The sequence below is a fragment of the Streptomyces sp. JLBT605 genome, assembly GCF_058215555.1.
In genome coordinates this window covers 6,605,685-6,623,396 of sequence record NZ_CM177087.1, presented here as the reverse complement: position 1 = coordinate 6,623,396, position 17,712 = coordinate 6,605,685, and the positions used below count along the sequence as shown (strand labels likewise).

14 protein-coding genes are annotated in these 17,712 nt (G+C 74.5%); 7 read left to right on the top strand and 7 right to left on the bottom strand.

What is annotated here, in order from left to right:
• Positions 1-21: 21 nt before the first annotated feature.
• Positions 22-336, bottom strand: a complete 315-nt coding sequence (locus AC4BDD_RS28660; RefSeq protein ID WP_490688370.1) for a hypothetical protein — start codon at positions 334-336, stop codon at positions 22-24.
• Between the two features lie 507 nt (positions 337-843).
• On the opposite strand from AC4BDD_RS28660, the gene AC4BDD_RS28655 reads away from it, so the two are divergent.
• Positions 844-1,689 (top strand): thioesterase family protein, encoded by an 846-nt coding sequence (locus AC4BDD_RS28655; RefSeq protein ID WP_490688369.1) that lies wholly within the window; start codon positions 844-846, stop codon positions 1,687-1,689.
• A 209-nt stretch (positions 1,690-1,898) separates the two neighbouring features.
• Entirely contained in the window at positions 1,899-2,510 is a 612-nt protein-coding gene (locus AC4BDD_RS28650; RefSeq protein ID WP_490688368.1) for a TetR/AcrR family transcriptional regulator, read from the top strand.
• Positions 2,511-2,586: 76 nt separating this feature from the next.
• Here the strand turns inward: AC4BDD_RS28650 and AC4BDD_RS28645 are convergent, their stop codons facing one another.
• Together AC4BDD_RS28645 and AC4BDD_RS28640 are read right to left on the bottom strand one after the other, a co-directional pair.
• The gene (locus AC4BDD_RS28645; RefSeq protein ID WP_490688367.1) at positions 2,587-3,270 is read right to left on the bottom strand and encodes a DUF6766 family protein; all 684 of its coding nucleotides are present in this window, start codon (positions 3,268-3,270) and stop codon (positions 2,587-2,589) included.
• 88 nt (positions 3,271-3,358) lie between these two features.
• The gene (locus AC4BDD_RS28640) at positions 3,359-3,847 is read right to left on the bottom strand and encodes a hypothetical protein (RefSeq protein ID WP_490691968.1); all 489 of its coding nucleotides are present in this window, start codon (positions 3,845-3,847) and stop codon (positions 3,359-3,361) included.
• Between the two features lie 308 nt (positions 3,848-4,155).
• On the opposite strand from AC4BDD_RS28640, the gene AC4BDD_RS28635 reads away from it, so the two are divergent.
• A complete protein-coding gene (locus AC4BDD_RS28635) occupies positions 4,156-5,043 on the top strand; it encodes a GNAT family N-acetyltransferase (RefSeq protein WP_490688366.1) in 888 nt (295 codons plus the stop codon).
• 80 nt (positions 5,044-5,123) lie between these two features.
• Here AC4BDD_RS28635 and AC4BDD_RS28630 read toward each other — a convergent pair whose 3' ends face one another.
• Positions 5,124-6,374, bottom strand: coding sequence for a PucR family transcriptional regulator (locus AC4BDD_RS28630; RefSeq protein WP_490688365.1), 1,251 nt, complete (start codon positions 6,372-6,374; stop codon positions 5,124-5,126).
• Between the two features lie 389 nt (positions 6,375-6,763).
• On the opposite strand from AC4BDD_RS28630, the gene AC4BDD_RS28625 reads away from it, so the two are divergent.
• The 3 genes from AC4BDD_RS28625 to AC4BDD_RS28615 are packed head-to-tail and all read left to right on the top strand — an operon-like array spanning position 6,764 to position 13,910.
• Complete coding sequence (locus AC4BDD_RS28625) at positions 6,764-8,533, top strand: fatty acyl-AMP ligase (protein ID WP_490688364.1); 1,770 nt, start codon at positions 6,764-6,766, stop codon at positions 8,531-8,533.
• Complete coding sequence (locus tag AC4BDD_RS28620) at positions 8,530-12,849, top strand: beta-ketoacyl synthase N-terminal-like domain-containing protein (protein ID WP_490688363.1); 4,320 nt, start codon at positions 8,530-8,532, stop codon at positions 12,847-12,849. Before AC4BDD_RS28625 ends, AC4BDD_RS28620 begins: the two co-directional genes overlap by 4 nt.
• A 32-nt stretch (positions 12,850-12,881) precedes the next feature.
• A complete protein-coding gene (locus tag AC4BDD_RS28615) occupies positions 12,882-13,910 on the top strand; it encodes an alpha/beta hydrolase (RefSeq protein WP_490688362.1) in 1,029 nt (342 codons plus the stop codon).
• Between the two features lie 35 nt (positions 13,911-13,945).
• On the opposite strand, the gene AC4BDD_RS28610 is transcribed toward AC4BDD_RS28615, so the two are convergent.
• A complete protein-coding gene (locus AC4BDD_RS28610; protein WP_490688361.1) occupies positions 13,946-14,404 on the bottom strand; it encodes a nuclear transport factor 2 family protein in 459 nt (152 codons plus the stop codon).
• A 109-nt stretch (positions 14,405-14,513) separates the two neighbouring features.
• Between AC4BDD_RS28610 and AC4BDD_RS28605 the strand changes: the two genes are divergently transcribed.
• Positions 14,514-15,101, top strand: coding sequence for a TetR/AcrR family transcriptional regulator (locus AC4BDD_RS28605; protein ID WP_490688360.1), 588 nt, complete (start codon positions 14,514-14,516; stop codon positions 15,099-15,101).
• On the opposite strand, the gene AC4BDD_RS28600 is transcribed toward AC4BDD_RS28605, so the two are convergent.
• The gene (locus AC4BDD_RS28600) at positions 15,076-17,475 is read right to left on the bottom strand and encodes a glycoside hydrolase family 65 protein (protein ID WP_490688359.1); all 2,400 of its coding nucleotides are present in this window, start codon (positions 17,473-17,475) and stop codon (positions 15,076-15,078) included. The two genes, AC4BDD_RS28605 and AC4BDD_RS28600, sit on opposite strands and share 26 nt — an antisense overlap.
• Before the next feature lie 41 nt (positions 17,476-17,516).
• A complete protein-coding gene (locus AC4BDD_RS28595; protein ID WP_490688358.1) occupies positions 17,517-17,672 on the bottom strand; it encodes a hypothetical protein in 156 nt (51 codons plus the stop codon).
• Between the last annotated feature and the right edge of the window lie 40 nt (positions 17,673-17,712).

Sequence of the window (17,712 nt, the reverse complement as noted above, 5' to 3'; positions counted from 1 at the left end):
CGGCGGCGCGGCGGGCGGGGTTCAGACCTGGGCGACGGCCCGGGCGGCGGGGGACGGCCGTTCCGTCAGGCCGTGTTCGAAAGCCGCTTCCCACTGGCTCTTGCCCGTCGGGGCCCACCGGTCCTCGCGCTGCTCGGCCATTCCGTAGCGGGCCAGGCCCTTGAGGTGTTTGAGGATGGTGGGCGCCTGATAGCCCACGGTCCGGCAGAGATCGTCGACCGTGGCCCCGGCGGTCCCCATGGATTTCAACTGCTCCCAGGTGCGGGCCGCGTGCTGGCCCAGCCCGCCGTCGCGCGCCGTGGTGGAGAAGAGCGGCCCGTCCGCCTCGTTCTCCACCGCTCCCGCGGGCGTGGCTCCCGCAGGCGCGGATCCTCTGTTCGCGGTCGCGGTCCCCGTCGTGGTTCTGGCCCGCGCGGGCCCCGCCTCCGGGGGCCTTGCGGCCGGCGCCTCCTCATCGGTCGGCGCCCGCTCCGCCGCGGGGACTTCCTCCCCGGTCGGAGCCGTCTTCCCGGCCGAGGCCGCCCTGCCGGCCCGCGCCGCGGGCGGCGGTTTGGCCCGGCCGGCCGACGGTCGCGCCGGGCCGACCGGACGGGGGGTCCGGTTGACCGTGCGGTGCTTACGCCCCTTCTTGTGTCTGCTCATCGCGTCACCGTCTTCGCAGTCTTCGCAGCGTTAGTGATCACGCTCTGTCAACGAGCGATGACCTTGATCGGCGATCGGCCGTTCGGCTCATCTGTGCCGTGGGCGCCACACATGCGGCACACCAGCGGTTTCCCCGTGGGGCGCCCGTCAACGAAGAAACAAAGCTACCGCTCAGTAGTTTTTTCCCGTACCGTTTCGGCCATGGCTCAGGCGACACAGGCAACCATCGGGGACAGCGAGTTCGACCGCGACACCGCCGTCACCCCCGGCGAACCGGGCATCTACCACGCGGAACTCTCGGCGGGCTGGACCATCATCGCCGCCGTGAACGGCGGCTATCTGCTGGCCCTGCTCGGCCGCGCACTCGGCGAGGCCCTGCCGCACCCGGATCCGATCACCGTCTCGGCGCACTACCTCACCGCGTCCCAGCCGGGGCCCGCGCTGATCCGCACCGAGGTCATACGCACCGGCCGCACGCTCTCCACCGGCCAGGCGTCCCTCTTCCAGCTCGCGGAGGACGGCAGCGAGGTGGAGCGGCTGCGCGTCATCGCCTCGTACGGCGACCTGGACGCGCTGCCCGAGGAGGTCCGCACCACCGCGACGCCGCCGGACCTCCCGCCGATCGAGCACTGTCTGGGCCCCTCGGACGGCCCGGCCCCGATCCCCGGCAGCTCCGCGATCACCGAGCGCCTGAGCATCCGGCTCGACCCGGCCACCTCCGGCTGGGCGGTCGGCGCGCCCTCCGGCAAGGGTGAGATGCGCGGATGGTTCCAGCTCGCGGACGGCCGTGACGCGGACCCGCTCTCGCTGCTGCTGACGGTGGACGCGCTGCCGCCGACCGCCTTCGAACTGGGCCTGCGCGGCTGGACGCCCACGGTGGAGCTCACCGCGCATGTCCGCTGCCGCCCGGCGCCCGGACCGCTACGGGTCGCCATCACCACCCGCAACCTGGCCGGCGGCTTCCTGGAGGAGGACGCGGAGGTCTGGGACACCGCGGGCCGCCTGGTGGCCCAGTCCCGCCAGCTGGCGAAGGCACCGCGCGACTGACACCGCGAGGCCCGTCGGCCGGCACCGCCCCGACGACACCGCTCGCGGGAACGGCCCGGCCGACGGGATCGAAGCACGCCTGTCCGCAGGCCCGTCCGCACGCCTGTCCGCGCCGCATTCCCCTGTGATGCGGCGCGGACAGCCGCGGTCCCCCGACGCCCACCATTCTAGAGGCGCCTCTCCAATACTGGGGCGGTACCCTCCAACTCATGGCCCGACCTCCCCGTTTCGACGCTCAGCAGCTGCTCGACGCCGCGGTGCGTCTCTCCGCGGCATCAGGCCCCGCCGGGGTGACCATGTCCGCGGTCGCGAGCGAGGTCGGGGCGCCCAGCGGCTCGGTCTACCACCGCTTCACCAGCCGGTCCGCACTCCTCGCCGAGGTGTGGCTGCGGACGGTCGAGCGTTTCCAGGAGGGCTACTTCGCGGCGATCGAAGCCGACGGGGACGCGCTGCGCGCGGGGTGCGCGGCCGCCCGCCATATCGTCGCCTGGAGCCGCGCCAACCCGCAGGAGGCCGCCCTCCTCCTCTACGGCGCCAGGGACTTCGGCCGCGCCGACTGGTCGGCGGAGCACATCGAGCGCGCCGACCGCGGCCACGAGCGGGTCCGCAGATGCGTAGCCGCGCTCACCCGGGCCCTGGGAGAGGAAGGCCCCCAGGCCACCGAGCGGGTGGCGCTGGCGGTGATCGATCTGCCGCTCTCCCTGGTCCGCCGCCACCTGCGGACCGGCACACCGCTGCCGGACCACGCCGAGGACCTCGCCGAGCAGTGCACCGCCCAGCTGCTCGGCCCGCCGCGGGCAACGGCGGGCACTCGCGGCTGACGCAACCGCGGGCAGTCGCGGCTGACAGGGAAGCCGGAGCCGGCGGCCACGGCTTCCGGCGGCCGGTTCAGCCCGCTCAGCCCTCGACCCCGGTCGCGCTGTGCGGCGCCCCCACCGGCTTGGACTCCGGCGAGCCGCGCTGCCGCAGGTAGATGGAGAGGATGGCCATCGAGGCGATGGCGAGGAACTCCGACTGCCAGTTCTGCAGGGTGCGGCTCCAGAAGTCGGCCGAGCCCAGATACTCGCCCCAGCTCACCGGCGCCTGAAGCCGGCGCAGCCGCTGCTCGTTGTACGCCGCCACGCCGGTGACGGACTGCGCGAACCATGAGAGAAGGAAGACGCCACCCATCACCAGGCCCAGCGAGGTGGCGTAGAGCCTCTGCCGGATGCCGCCGGCCCTCGCCCAGCGGGGCGAGGCGGGGGACGCGTGAGCGCCCAACCGCTGTTCCCGCTCGCTCTCCCGTCCCTCCCGGCCCGGCGCCTTCGACTCCGGCGAACCGCGTTGCACCAGCCAGACGGTGAGATAGAGGTACAGGAAGAACTGCAGGTACTCCGACTGCCAGTTCTCCATGACGTCGACGCCGAAGTCCGAGGACGTCAGATAGGCGCCGATGCCGATCGACTGGAGCCCATCGGCCTCGAGCTGGTCGTTGAACTCCGCGTGCCCGGCGATCGCCTGGCCGGCCAGGGCCAGCAGAAAGGCGGTGCCGAAGGCCAGCCCCAGGCCGTTGTCCCTGAGGAACCGCCGCACGGCACTCATCGCTGCATCGCCCCGATCACGATGCTGTACGTCAGACCGGTGACGATGACGAACAGGCACAGACAGAACATGAGCTTCATCCGCCGGGTCACCCGCCCTTCAGGGAGCACTGGTAGGGCCGGCCGGGGCGCGGCTCGCAGCCCGCGGCGACCACGCGCCAGTCGCCGGAGAACCGCGACAGGAAGAGCGTGTCGGCGGCGAACACCACCCGGGCCTGCCGGCCGTGGACGTCGACCCGGCGCACCTCGCCGGCCGGCGGCAGGTCCTCCTCGAGGATGCCCTCGCGGCAGTTCGTCCCGGCCGACCGCGTCAGCTCCTCCCGGGTACCCGGGGCGAGCGCCGCACAGAGCCCGGCGACGTTCCGCTCCCCCAGCGCCCGCTCGAAGCGGAGCGCCTCGGCGCGTGCGGAGGCACGGCGCTCGCCGGGCGTGGCGCAGCCCGCGCAGAGCAGCAGCACGGCGCATACAAAGATCGCGGCCCGGACGGACAGGACGACCGGACCGCTCGGGCACCGACGTGGAAGGCGTACCGCGCGCCGGACGGCCGCCGCCGTCGGCGGGGCGGTAGCGCGCTGCATCTCCACGAAAGTCCGCCTCCTTGTCCGTTGCCACCGGTCGTCCGACGGTACCCATAACCACCCGAACCAGCACGATGGACGCATGGCCCCCGTCCAGCGCCTCCCCCAATGGCGTACCGGTCAGTCATCCGGGTTCCGGTCCGGGCCGCACCGGCGCCCCGGGCCCGGGCGCACCGCCCCGATTCCCCGGACAGCCGCGATCCGGCCACGCTCGACAGGACGTTCATTTCAGCGCTGGTTACGCTGAAGGACACGGCAAGCCCGGGCCGGGAACCGGGCCGGGGCGGGCGTGATTCCAGGAGGTCCGCGTGGCGATCAGGACGCTCGGCCCGGCGACACGCCTGTCCGCCCGGCCGTACACCGCGGCGGACGAGCAGGCCGTGCTCGCCCTGGTCAACGCCGACCGGCTGGCCGGCCAGCCGCCGACGACCAGGGAGATGCTGGCCGCGGCGCTGGCGGGCCGCTCGCGGCTGGACGCCGCCTGGTGGGCGCAGCTGGACCCGCCGCACACCGAAGTGGTGACCGACGCCGCGGGCGAGGTGCTGGGCGCGGTCTCATGGGCGCGGCGGCCTCTGGACGGCGCCGGGCTGATCCTGTGGCTGCACTGCTTCCACCAGGACCAGCTGCTCGCCGAGGCGCTGCTCAGCCACGCGCTGGAGCATCTGGGTCCGCGCCCGGTCCATGCCTTCGCGGCCGCCTCCGCCCTGACCCTCGGGCTCAAGGGGCTGCCGCTGCGCCATCGGCCGACGATCCGCAAGGCGCTGGAGGCCTCGGGCTTCACCGGCCGGGACGCCTACCGGTATCTGCGCCGGACGCTGCGGACAGCCGACGCCGAGGGGGTCCTCACCTACCCGGTCGCCGAGGTGAGCGAGCGCGCCGACCCGCCCGGCTGGGACCTGCGGCTGCGGGAACCGGACGGCACCCGGGTCGCCGAGGCGAGCGTCTGCCGCCCCCTCGCGGGCGTCGGGATGCTGCGGTGGCTCAGCACCGACCCGGCGCGCCGGGGCCGCGGGCTCGGTCATGGTCTGCTCGCCCAGTGCTTCAAGGTCCTGGCCGAACACCAGGCGAGCGAGGTCATCGCCTACCTCGACGAGCCGTCCCCGCAGGACGCCGGGGACACGGCCGCCCACCGGCTCTGCGCCTCGACGGGCTTCTCCGAGGTCGACGTCTGCCGCTCCTTCACCCGCACGCTCTGATCCCGCCGGGAGCCGGCCCTCGGCTCGTCCGCCGCCCGCGGATCATCCCCGCCGGCGCCGGCTCATCTCCCGGCCTCGCGTCATCCGCCGGCCCGCCGCAGGCTGCGGGCGTGCAGGGCGAGTTGCATCTCGAACTGCGCGTCGGGGTCGTGCAACCGGTCGCCGAACACCTCGTCCAGCTGGCGCAGCCGGTAGCGGACGGTCTGCGGGTGGACGGCGAGCCGCGTCGCGACCTCGCTGGCGTTGCGACCGCAGCGGAGCCAGTACAGCAGCGTCTCGGCCAGGCGCTCGCGCTGCGGGGAGCGCACCTGCTCCAGCGGTCGAAGGTGCCGCTCGGCGAGCGCGTCCACCAGCGACTCGTCGCGGAAGAGCAGCAGGGTGGCCAGGTGGTCGGTGCAGCGCAGCATGGGCTGGGCGGGCAGGATGCCGCGGCGGGACAGCTCCAGCGCGTCCAGTGCCCAGCGCAGCGAGCGGGCTCCCTCCTGGAGGGGGACCGTGGGGCCGATGACCGCGTGCACTCCGCGCAGCGCTCCGGCGATGGCGCGGGTCCGCCCCGGGCCGTCCGGGTCCGGTACGACGATGCGGCCGGGCCCGTCGTCGAAACGGGCGAGGAACTCGGGCGGCACGATGGGGCGGACGTACTCCGGCAGCATGGCCTGGTCGGTGACGACGACTGCCAGTTCACGCGGCAGCAGCCACTGCGCGGTGTGCGCCAGGTCGCTGATCACCTCCAGTGGGACGGCCGGGTCGGCGGTGAGCAGGTTGACCAGCCGGGTGCGGCGCAGCTGGAGTTCGCCCGCGGCGTGCAGTCTGGCCTCGGTGTAGCCGATGGTGGCCGCCGCCGCCATCTCGTCGAGGTGGAGGAAGAGCGCCTCGCCGAACGGGGCGAGGATGTGCCGCGGCAGCACTCCGCCGCTGACCAGCGCGTTGACGCTGCGCCAGGTGACGCGGGCGCCGAGGCGCAGCGCCGACTGGAAGGAGTCCAGGCTGCGGCCCTCCTCCGCCTCTCCGCGGCCGATGCTCTGGTAGGTGGCCTTGACGGAGTCCCAGCCGGTGTCCGGCTGGGCGATGCGGGCCAGGAAGCCGTCGAGCGCCTCCGCCACGCCCTTGTGCACGACGTGCATGTAGGTGTCGTCCATCGGGCGGGCGTATTCGGGGATCTCCGTCCGGATGGCTCGGACGACCTCCTCGGTGATGTCGCCGATGAACGGCGTCAGATGGTCGTGGAGGCCGGAAGGGAACGCCTTGAAGGGCGTGTACGGCTCGTCATTCGGGTGGTGTCCTTCCACTTCTTCCGCTCGGCTCGCCAACAGCCGGGAAGCGCTTGCCATGGTCGACGCTCCTCAGGTCACGACGACAGGGGCTTGGCGACCATATTCGCCGCGCTCTGCCAGGGGCACGACCCGCGCGGACAGATCCGCGGCCGCTGGTTGTCACCCGCGTGACAACCAGCGGCCGCCGGCAGTCATGGAGGTGACTGCCCAGGGGGTCTCCGGTCGCCGACGCGGTGCCGGTCATGGCCGCTCGCCTCGCGCCGCCCGTGCTCTGCCGAGCGTGTCCGCCGCCGCTTGTTGTCAGCGAAGTGACAGAAGGAGCCGGGGGATCTGTCAGCCGTCCGTCTTCTGCGCACCGCCCGCGGCGGCGGAACCTGTCCTCATCATCGGCCCCGTCAGGGATGTCCCCGCCGATCGCCTCCCCCGCCTGATCAGTTGGAGCCGCCATGACGGATATTCCACCCCCCGCGGCCGGTCTGCTGACCGACCATCTCGGACACTGGGCCGACCAGCGCCCCCACCAACGCGCCTTCACCTTCGTGGACTTCCCCGACGCCGGATCGGCCGGTCTGCACCGCACCCTGGGCTGGCGCGGCCTCCAGACGCGGGCCCGTGCCATCGCCGGACGGCTGGCCGCGGTCGCGGGGCCCGGTGAGCGGGCCGCTCTGCTGCTGCCGCAAGGGCTCGACTACGCCGCGGCCTTCCTCGGCTGCCTGTACGCGGGAGTGATCGCCGTACCGCTGTTCAGCCCCGAACTCCCCGGCCACGAGGGGCGGCTGACGGCCGTGATCGAGGACTGCGAGCCGGTCTGCCTGATCACCGATCGGGCCACCACCGCGGCGGTCGGGGCGTTCACCGCCGCGCAGGGCCTGCCGCCGCTCCCGCTGGTCGTGGTGGACCGGCCGGGCGCCCCCGCCCCCTCGCCTGCCGAGCTCGGGCCGCCGCCCCGGCCGGAGGACATCGCGTACCTCCAGTACACCTCGGGCTCCACCCGGACCCCGGCCGGGGTCGTGATCAGCCACGCCAACGTGGTCGCCAACGCCCGGCAGGCGATCGACGCGTTCGGGGCCGGCGCCGGTACCAGCACGGCGGTGGGCTGGCTGCCGCTCTTCCACGACATGGGGCTGGTGCTCAGCGTCGCCGCTCCCGTCGTGGGCGGATTCCCGTCCGTGCTGATGGACCCGCCCGCGTTCCTGGAGCAGCCGCTGCGCTGGCCGCGGCTGCTCGGCTCGTACCCGGGGACGATCAGCGCCGCCCCGAACTTCGCCTTCGACTACTGCGCCGCGCGGGCGGAGGAGGCGGCGGTCGAGGAGCTGCGCCTGGACCGGGTGGCGGTCCTCATCAACGGCAGCGAGCCGGTCCGCCCCGGCACCATCGACCGCTTCCAGGAAGCCTTCGCGCCCGCGGGGCTGCGGCCCGAGGCGCACTGCCCGGCGTACGGGCTCGCCGAGGCCACGGTCTTCGTGACCGCCGACTCCCCCGCCGGCGCGCCCGGCACGGTGCTCTGCGACGCCGACGCCCTGGCCGCCGGACGCATCGAGCCGCGGCCTGCCGAAGACCTGGGCGGTGGCCGGTTCACCCGGCTGGTGGTCTGCGGTGCGCCGGTCGGCCAGGAGCTTCGGGTCACCGACCCGGTCACCGGCGTGGTGCTGGCGCCGGGAGAGGTCGGCGAGATCCAGCTGCGGGGGCCCAACGTCGGCCTGGGCTACTGGAAGCGGGCCGGTCTCTCCGCCGAGACCTTCGCCGCCCGCGAGCCCGGCGCGGCCGACGAGGACGGCGGCTGGCTGCGCACCGGTGACCTCGGCGCGCTGTACGAGGGGCGGCTGCTGGTCACCGGGCGGCTCAAGGACCTGATCATCGTGGACGGCCGGAACCACTACCCCCAGGACATCGAGGAGACGGTGCAGTCGGCGGTCGCCCTGGTGCGCCGGGACCGGCTGGCGGCGTTCTGTGTGCCGGGCCCCGACGCGGAGGCGGAGGAACTGGTGGTGGTGGCGGAGGTACGCCGGGATGCCGAGCCGGGCGAGGAGGAGACACGCGCGGCGGTCCGCGCCGCCCGTGCCGCGGTCTCGGCCCGGCACGGCCTGCGGCTCGGCGAACTCCTGCTGGTGCCGCCGGGTTCGGTGCCCAGGACCTCCAGCGGCAAGGTGGCGCGTGCGGCCTGCCGCGCCCGGCGGCTCGCGGGCGTCCTCGACACCGTGGGGGGTGGCCGGTGAGTTCGCGCGATGCCGAGCTGCGGGCCGAGATCACCGAGCGGCTGTCCGCCTGGTACGGGCTGGAGCCGGAGGCGATCACCGATGAGCAGCCGCTGGCCGAGCTGGGGCTCACCTCGCGCGGTGCGGTGGCCCTGGCGGCCCGGCTCGGCGAACTCACCGGCCTCCGGCTGCCGGCCACGCTGATCTGGGAGGCGCCGACGATCGGGGCCCTGCTGGAGCGGCTGGCCCGGGCCGAGGCGTCCATGGCGGCGGAGCCGGGGCGGGCGGCGGAGCCGGGCGGGCAGGCGGGCTCCGGCTCCGAGGCCGGTGAGGACTGCGGGCGCGGGACCGCGGCCGGGGCTGGGTCCGGGCCTGGGTCCGCGGCCGCGGCTGGTACCGGGGCGGGGGCCGGACCCTCGTACGGTGGCGGGGCCGCGCCCGGGCCCGGGTCGGCGGCCGGAGCCGGTGCTGGTCCCGGGGCCGGGGTCGCGGTGATCGGTATCGGGTGCCGGATGCCGGGCGGGGTCGCCTCGCCCGCCGACTTCTGGCGCCTGGTCAGCGAGGGGCGGGACGCGGTCGGCACGGTGCCCGAGGACCGCTGGCCGCCCTTCGTTCCCGCGTCCACCAGCCTGCCCGAGGACATCAGCCGGCACGGCGCCTTCCTCGGCGGCATCGAGGCCGTCGCCGGATTCGACGCCGAGTTCTTCGGCATCGGCGCGGACGAGGCCACCGCCATGGATCCGCAGCAGCGCATGCTGCTGGAAGTCGCCCGCGAGGCCCTCGATCACGCCGCGGTCTCCGCCGCCTCTCTCGCCGGCACCCGCACCGGTGTCTTCGTCGGCATCAGCGGCACCGAGTACGCCCTGCTGACCACGGCCGATCCGGGCGCGGTGAACGGCTGGACACCGCCCGGCGCCGCGCTGAGCGTCGCCGCCGGACGGCTGTCGTACGCCCTGGATCTGCGCGGCCCCAGCCTGTCGGTGGACACCGCGTGCTCCTCCTCACTGGTCGCCGTGGACCAGGCGGTGCGCTCTCTGGTCGCCGGGGAGAGCGACACCGCGCTCGCCGCGGGCGTCAACCTGCTGCTCACTCCCGCGGTCACGCTCGGCCTCCAGCGGGCCGGAGCACTGGCGGCGGACGGCCGGTGCAAGGCGTTCGACGCGGCGGCCGACGGCATCGCCCGGGGCGAGGGCTGCGGGGTCGTGGTGCTGAAGCGGCTGGCGGACGCGGAACGCGACGGTGACCGCGTGCTGGCCGTCATCCATGGCTCGGCCGTCAACTCCGACGGCCGTTCCAACGGGCTGACCGCCCCCAGCGCCGCCGCCCAGCAGGCTCTGCTGGAGCAGGTCCACGCCGCCCCCACGACGGTCGACTACGTCGAGGCGCACGGCACCGGCACCGCTCTGGGCGACCCGATCGAGGCCGGTGCGCTGGGCGCGGCGCTCGGCAGCGGCCGCGGCCGCCCCGCGGACCAGCCGCTGCTCATCGGCTCCGCGAAGACCAACCTCGGCCACCTGGAGGCCGCCGCGGGGATCACGGGTCTGATCAAGACCGTGCTCGCCCTGCACCACGGCGAGCTCCCACCGCAGCTGCACTTCACCGCGCCCGGCCCGTACGCCGATCTGGAGGGCCTGGGGCTGCGCGTGGTCACCGCGACCGAGCCGTGGCCGCGCTACTCCGGCACCGCCACCGCGGGCGTCTCGGCGTTCGGCTTCAGCGGCACCAACGCCCATGTGGTGCTTGCCGAACACCGGCCGGCCGCCGCCCCGGTCCGGCCGGCGCGCGCCGGCTCCACGGAGGGCACCGACCGGCCCGCCGTCGTGCTGCTGGAGGCGCTGACCGAGGACCGGCTGCGCGGCTACGCGGCCGAGCTGGCGCACTGGCTGGGCACCCCGCAGGCGCGCTCGGTGCGGCCGGCCGATCTGGGCCGCACCCTGGCCGGCCGCACCGGCCGGGGACACCGCCGGGCGGCCGTGGTGGCGCGCGGCCGTGCGGAGACCGTCGCGGCGCTGGCCCGCTTCGGCGCGGGCGCGCCGGATCCGCATCTGGTCACCGGCGCCCGGCTGCCGGCCGGTCCCGGCCCGGTGTGGGTCTTCTCCGGATACGGCACCCAGTGGCCCGGCATGGCGCGGCGGCTGCTGGCCGCGGAGCCGGCGTTCGCCGCCGCGGTCGACGAGCTGGAGCCGCTGCTGAGCGAGGCGGCCGGAATCTCCCTGCGGGCGGGCCTGCGACCGGACGCCGATCTGTCCTCGCCCGTCACCGTCATGCCGGTGCTCTACGGGATCCAGCTCGCCCTGGCCGCGTTGTGGAGGTCCTACGGCTTCGCGCCGGCCGCCGTCATCGGCCACTCTCTCGGCGAGATCGCCGCGACAGTGGTCTCCGGTGCGCTGGATCCGGCCACCGGGGCTCGGATCGTCGCCGTCCGCTCCCGGCTGCTGTCCCGGCTGACCGGTGGTGCCATGGCCGTGGTGGACCGCCCGGGCGCGGACCTCCCGGAGCTGGCCCGCGACTTCCCCACGGTGGAGATCGCGGTGCACTCCTCGCCGGTGCAGAGCGTCGTCACCGGCTCCGCCGCGGACGTGGCGGGGCTCATCGCCCGGATCACCGCGGAGGGCGGCTTCGCCCGGCCGCTGCCGGTGACGGTCGCCGGGCACTCGCCCGCCGTCGAGCCCCTGATGGAGGAGTTCACCCGGGAGCTGGGCTCGGTGCCCGCCGCGCCGCCCGGCTGCCGCTCCTACTCCACCGTCCTGGGCGATCCGCGTTCGGCCGCGCCCCGCGACGTCCGGTACTGGGTGGCCAATCTGCGCCGGCCGGTCCGCTTCGCCCAGGCGGTACGGGCCGCGGCGGAGGACGGCCACCGGGTGTTCGTCGAGGTCGCGCCCCACCCGGCCCTGCTGCACCCGCTGACCGAGACCCTGCGGGAGGCGGACGCCCCCGGTGCGCTCGTGGTGCCGACGCTGCGCCGGGACACCGATGACGCGCTCACCTTCCGCTCGTCGCTCGCCTGCCTCCTGGTCCACGGGGTGCCCCTGCCGTCGGCCCGGGAAAGCCTCCATCCGGGCGGCCGGATCGTCGATGTGCCGACGCCGCGGTGGCGGCACCGCCGCTTCTGGGCCGGGGAGCCGGCCCCGGAACTGCCCGCCGCGCCGCTCCCGGCAGACCGCGCCGCGAGCACCATGGACCGGCTGCGCGGCTGCGTCGCCGGGGTGATGGGGTACAGCCCGGAGCGCATCGATCCCGACACCCCGCTCACCGAGCTGGGCCTGGACTCGCTGACCGCGGTGCGGATCCGCACCGTCGTGGAGCGGGAGTTCGGCACCGTGATCGAGCCGGGGCTGCTGCTGCGGCAGGGCACCCTGCGGGCCGTCGCCGCCCTGCTGCCCGGCACCACCGGCGCGTCAGCCCCCGGCGCCGCCCAAGCCGCGCCGCACGACGCGGCGGGCGGCGAAGCGGGCGAGGGCGCGAGCGGCGCGGCGCCGGCCGAGGGGCCCCGGCTCGCGTCCGGCGCGCCGTCAGCAGCCATCACCGGCACGCCGGGACGGCTGCGTGTCTTCCCCGGCACCGGCGAGCGGGCCCCGCTCTTCCTCGCCCACGCGGCGGGTGGCCGCTCGGATGTCTACGGGCGGCTCGCCGGGCATCTCGACGGGCACCGCCCGGTGCTCGGCTTCGACCGGCTGGCCGAGCCGGGGGATGTGGCCGGGCGGGCCGCGGAGTTCGCCCGGCGGGTCCGCGAGGTCCGGCCCGAAGGTCCCTGGCTGGTGGGCGGCTGGTCGTACGGCGGGGTCGTGGCCCAGGAGGCCGCGCGGCTGCTGGCCGCGCGCGGCACGGTCGCCGCCCTGGTCCTGCTCGATTCGGTGCTGCCGCTGCCGGCGCCCGCCGGGCGGACGGCCGCCGAGCAGGCGCGGGAACGCTTCGCGGGCTTCGCCGAGTTCGTCGAGCGCGCCTACGGCACCCCGCTGCCGCTCCCGTACGAGGAGCTGGCCGTGCTCGATGACACCGGGCAGGTCGACCTGGTCCTGAAGGTGCTGGAGCAGGCCGTGGAGCTGCCGCCCGCCGTGCTGGAGCACCAGCGCGCCTCCTACGTGGATCTGCGCAGCGGCGAGCGCCACACTCCGGGCCGGTTCGCCGGGCGGACGCTGCTGTACCGGGCGAGCGAGCCGGCCCCGCACACCGTGCGCGATCCGCGCTACGAGCGGACCGACGAGGCGCTGGGCTGGGACGCGTACTGCCCGGAGCTCACCGTGGTCCCGCTGCCCGGCCACCACTTGTCGCTGCTCGACCCCCCGGTCGTCGGGACGCTCGCCGAGCTGCTCGCCCGTGACCTGCCCGATCTGTGACCGCGACGCCACGACGAGACGAGGGCCCCGCCATGCCCATCACCCCTTCCGCGCGCCACCGCAGGGCCGGAGCCCGCCGGAGGCTCGCCGCACTCGCGGCGGCCACCGCTCTCCTGGCGGCCGGCGGCGTGCTCGGCACCCCCGCCGCGCTCGGCACGTCCACCGCCACCGCCCCGGCCCGGGAGGGCGAGGAGCCCCGGATCGTGTCGCAGACGTGGCTCGACCGGCGCACCGTCGACCTGACGGTGCGCTCCCCCGCCGTCGGTGCGGAACTGCCGGTCCGGGTCGTCCTGCCGGCCGGTTTCGACGCCCGGCCGGATCGCACCTGGCCGGTGCTCTATCTCCTCCAGGGCGCCCACGACGACTACACCTCCTGGGCCCGGGAGACCGATGCCGAGGACTTCCTGGCGGACAAGGGGGTCATCACGGTGATGCCGTCGTCCGGGCCCACCGGTATCCCGACCGCCTGGTGGCAGGGCGGCCGGCCGGCGGCACCGGACTACGAGACGTTCCAGGTGGAGGAGGTGATGCGGCTGCTGCGGGAGAACTTCCGGGCGAGCGGCACGCGCGCGGTGGCCGGGGTGTCGACCGGCGGATACGGCGCGCTGGCCTTCGCCGCCCGGCACCCCGGCTCGTTCGGCGCGGCCGCCTCCTACAGCGGGGTGCTGGACACCACGGCCCCGGGGATGCCGACGGTGGTACGCGCCATCGTCGCCCGCGAGGGCCGGCGCCCCTTCGACCTGTGGGGGGACGCGCTGCTCCAGCGGCACATCTGGGCCGCGCACAACCCGTACGCCCAGGCCGGGCGGCTGGCCGGCACCCGGCTCTACATCTCCCAGGGCAGCGGGCTGCCGGGCGGCGACTTCGGAAACCTCGAAGGGGCCGTGCTCGAGGGCACCCTGTGGGGTCAGGCGCGGCGCTTCACCCGGCAGCTGGACCGGCTGGGCATCCCCGCCGAGGTCCATCTCTACTCCGGCGGGTCGCACGCCTGGCGGTACTGGCAGCGGGAGTTCCGGGCCTCCTGGCCGGTGCTCGCCGCCGGGCTGGGCGTTCAGCCCTGAGCCGCCGCGGCCCGGTCAGCGGCCCCGTACAAACCTCAGCGGACGGGTATCCGTGCTCCTCGCTCGGCCTCCGGGCGCGGGCCGAGGATGCGTCGTTCGGCTTCGGTGATGCGGACGTCGTCGATGCTGGCCTCCCGCCGGCTCATCAGCCCGTCCTCGGTGAACTCCCACAGTTCGTTGCCGTAGGAGCGCCACCACTGGCCCGCCGCGTCACGGCACTCGTACTGGAACCGCACCGCGATCCGGTTGCCCTGGTAGGCCCACAGCTCCTTGCGCAGGGCGTACTCCGACTCCCGGGCCCACTTCTCGCGGAGAAAGGCCACGATCTCGGCCCGGCCGGTGATGAAGGTGTCGCGGTTCCGCCAGACCGAGTCCTCGGTGTAGGCGAGCGCGACGCGCTCCGGGTCGCGGGTGTTCCAGGCGTCCTCGGCGGCCTGGACCTTCCGCAGCGCGGTCTCCTCGTCGAAGGGCGGGAACGGCGGCCGTGACGTCATGGCGGACTCCTCTACGTCGGATTCATCGGAACCTGCCCAGAGAACGAGCGTTCTCCAGGCGTCGGCTACTCTAGAGAACGATCGTTCTCGGCGGTAGTGGGGAGGTCCGGTGGATCAGGAGGAAGCCCGGTCACGGCTGCTTGACGCGGCTGCGCGGCTGTTCTACGAGCGCGGCATCCAGGCGGTGGGCATGGACGAGATCCGTGCGGCCTCCGGGGTGTCGCTGAAGCGGCTCTACCAGTGCTTCGCCTCCAAGGGGGATCTGGTCGAGGCGTATCTGCGGCGGCGTGACGACCGCTGGCGCGCCTCCCTGTCCGGCTATGTCGCCGCCCAGGCCGTCACCGCCGAGGCCAGGCCGCTGGCGGTGTTCGACTGGTTGCACGGCTGGTTCGGCGAGCCCGGCTTCCGGGGCTGCGCCTTCATCAACGCGTTCGGCGAACTGGGCGCGGTCTCGGAGGGCGTGGCGCGGGCCGCCCGCGACCACAAGCAGGCCCTGCGCGGCTATCTGACCGGTCTGTGCCGGGGTCTGCCGGTCGGTGATCCCTCGGTGCCGGCCGAGCAGTTGCTGCTGCTGGTCGAGGGGGCCATCGTCACGGCCGCGATCACCGGCGACCCGGCCGCGGCCCGGCACGCGCGGGCCGCGGCCACCACGCTGCTGGCTCAGCCGCCGTTCAGCGGCAGCTCAGCCGGAGAGTGAAGGAGTCACCGGGCGCGATGGTCACCGCGCGGTCGGCGAGCATCACCCGGATCGGCGCCGGGTCCGAAGCGGGGACACTGATCCCCACCTCGCCGGAGCGCATCTGCACATGGACACCCCAGTCGTCCCGGTAGCGCAGGCAGAAGCCGTACTCCGACAGCTCCGGCAGCGGCACCGGATCCAGCCACAGCGCGTCCTCGCGCGTCTCCAGGCCGGTCAGACCCCGCTGGACCAGGTCCAGGGTGCCCGCCATCGCGCCCAGGTGGATGCCCTCGGCCGTCGTCCCGCCCTGGAGATCGGCCACATCACCGGCGAGCGCCTCCTGGAAGTACTGCCATGCCTCGCCCCGGCGCGCCCGTGCCAGCACCCAGCTGTGCACCAGACCGCTCAGCGTCGATCCGTGGCTGGTGCGCCGCAGGTAGTACTCCACCGTGGCGTGCCAGGTCTCGTCATCGAGCCGGTAGCCCAACTGCCGGAAGAGACCGGCCAGCTCGCCGGGCGAGAAGAGGTAGCCGAGCATCAGGGCGTCGGGCTGTTTGGACGCCTGGTACCGGTTGACGGTGTCGCCCTCGGCCTCCAGGATGCGGTCCAGCCGACGGATGTCGCCGTACCTCTCGCGGTAGGCGTCCCAGTCGAGTTCCGCCAGGTCCCCGTAGCCCTCGAACTGGCTGATCACTCCGCGGTGATGGGGCACCCGCAGCCGCCGCGAGACGTCCTCCCACAGCCGGAGCTCGCCGCCGTCCAGCGCCATGCGTTCGAACAGCTCGCGGCGGTGCGGCTCGGGCAGCGCGCCGACGAGGTCGAGGGCGCGAGCCAGCACCCAGGCGGCGGTCACATTGGTGTACGCGTTGTCGTCCAGGCCCGGGGCGTCGGAGTCCGGGTATCCGTCGTGGTATTCGTCCGGCCCCATCACCCCTCGGATCCGGTACCGCTCGAAGTCGGGGTCCCAGGTGGCGGCGTCGGCCCAGAAGCGGGCGATCTGGAGCAGCGTCTCGGCGCCCTTGCCGTGCAGGAAGGCGGTGTCCCCGCTGGCCTGGCAGTACTGCCAGACGTTGTACGCCACGGCGGAGCCCACATGGTGCTGGAGCCGCGAATGGTCCAGCAGCCAGCGTCCGGACCGCGGGTTGAGGTGCAGGGTCTGCGTCTCCTCGCGGCCGTCGCTGCCGCTCTGCCACGGGTACATGGCCCCGCGGCGCCCGGCCTCGGCGGCGGCCCGGCACGCCCGGGCGAGCCGCCGGTGCCGGTAGCTCAGCAGTGCCCGGGACACCTCGGGGAAGTGCAGGTTGAGGAACGGCAGGACGAACAGCTCGTCCCAGAAGACATGGCCGCGGTAGGACTCGCCGTGCAGTCCGCGGGCCGGCACGCCGGCGTCCAGCTCGGCGGTGTGCGGCGAGAGGGTCTGCAGCAGGTGGAACAGGTGCAGGCGCAGGATCCGGCCGGCCTCGCCCGGCACGTCCAGTTCGGTGCGCCGCCACAGATGCCGCCAGGCGGTCCGGTGCCCGGCGAGGAGTTCGTCGAAGCCGGGGGCGTGCCCCACCCGTTCCACCGCGGCCCGCAGCGGCCGGCTGATCGCGGCGTCGCGCGAGGTGTGCAGGGCGACCGTCTTCTCCACGGTGACCGGCGTGCCCGGCGTGACGGGGACGGTGAGCTGCCAGGCGGCCGTGCTGGCGGACAGCGCGGGCCGGGAGGCCACCGGCATGCCCCGGGTCAGCCGGGTGCGGGCCGCCATCGCGATACGCAGGCCGGAGTCGGCGGTGCGGCAGCTCAGCCATACCGTGTCGGATTCCTCGGCGCCGGTGGCCGGCTGGGTCAGGTGGTGACCGTCCAGGTCGCGGTACCGCTCCACACCGGAGTTGGTGACGTCCCCGTCGAGTGCGGAGAGGATCTCGACGCTGCCCGTCCAGTTCCACGCGGTGAGGGTGGTGCGCAGCGCCGCCAGGTGGGGGTCGCCCATGTGGACCAGGCGCTGCTGTTCGACCTCCAGGCCGCGGCCGTCCTGGTCCTCGTACCGGGTCCGGCGGGTCAGGGTGCCGGACTCCAGGTCCAGGATCTGCCGGTGCTCCTGCAGTTCCTGCCCGTCGGGTGTCAGCCAGGGCCCGGCCGGGGCGTCCTCGGGGCAGGCGCGGTAGCGCAGCGGCAGCCAGTTCGGCAGGTTGACCAGGTCCTCGTTCTCCACCTGACGCCCGGCGACGACGGAGGTCAGCCGGTTGTAGCAGCCGGCGACGTAGGTGCCCGGGTAGTGGATGCCGTCCGCGTCGGACTCGGACGCCGCGCCCCGGGTGGCGAAGTAGCCGTTGCCGAGCGTGCACAGGGATTCCCGCAGCCGTTCCGTGGCGGGGTCATAGCCCTCGTAAGCCCATGTCCAGTCCGGCATCCGTTCACCCCTGAAGACCGCACTGAAGCGTGGTGAGCCCGTCAGCCGCTCTCGTCGACCTCGCCCTCCGCCTGGGAGGGGGTGGTCCGGGGCACGTCCGGATGCTTCTCCGTCGCGGGCAGTCGCTTACCCGGCGTCGCGTTCTGCTCGTCGTCGTCCCGTTCTCCCTCGGCCTGGGAGGGGGTCTGCTCCCACATGGCTCCTCCTTACCCGACCGGCCCGGGGCCCGCTGCGCCC

Bases quoted from the DNA above. Each gene is read 5' to 3' on its own strand.
- AC4BDD_RS28655 (WP_490688369.1), top strand. From the start codon at position 844: ATGGCTCAGGCGACACAGGCAACCATCGGGGACAGCGAGTTCGACCGC.
- AC4BDD_RS28650 (WP_490688368.1), top strand. From the start codon at position 1,899: ATGGCCCGACCTCCCCGTTTCGACGCTCAGCAGCTGCTCGACGCCGCG.
- AC4BDD_RS28645 (WP_490688367.1), bottom strand. From the start codon at position 3,270: ATGAGTGCCGTGCGGCGGTTCCTCAGGGACAACGGCCTGGGGCTGGCC.
- AC4BDD_RS28640 (WP_490691968.1), bottom strand. From the start codon at position 3,847: ATGCAGCGCGCTACCGCCCCGCCGACGGCGGCGGCCGTCCGGCGCGCG.
- AC4BDD_RS28630 (WP_490688365.1), bottom strand. From the start codon at position 6,374: ATGGCAAGCGCTTCCCGGCTGTTGGCGAGCCGAGCGGAAGAAGTGGAA.
- AC4BDD_RS28625 (WP_490688364.1), top strand. From the start codon at position 6,764: ATGACGGATATTCCACCCCCCGCGGCCGGTCTGCTGACCGACCATCTC.
- AC4BDD_RS28615 (WP_490688362.1), top strand. From the start codon at position 12,882: ATGCCCATCACCCCTTCCGCGCGCCACCGCAGGGCCGGAGCCCGCCGG.
- AC4BDD_RS28610 (WP_490688361.1), bottom strand. From the start codon at position 14,404: ATGACGTCACGGCCGCCGTTCCCGCCCTTCGACGAGGAGACCGCGCTG.
- AC4BDD_RS28600 (WP_490688359.1), bottom strand. From the start codon at position 17,475: ATGCCGGACTGGACATGGGCTTACGAGGGCTATGACCCCGCCACGGAA.
- AC4BDD_RS28595 (WP_490688358.1), bottom strand. From the start codon at position 17,672: ATGTGGGAGCAGACCCCCTCCCAGGCCGAGGGAGAACGGGACGACGAC.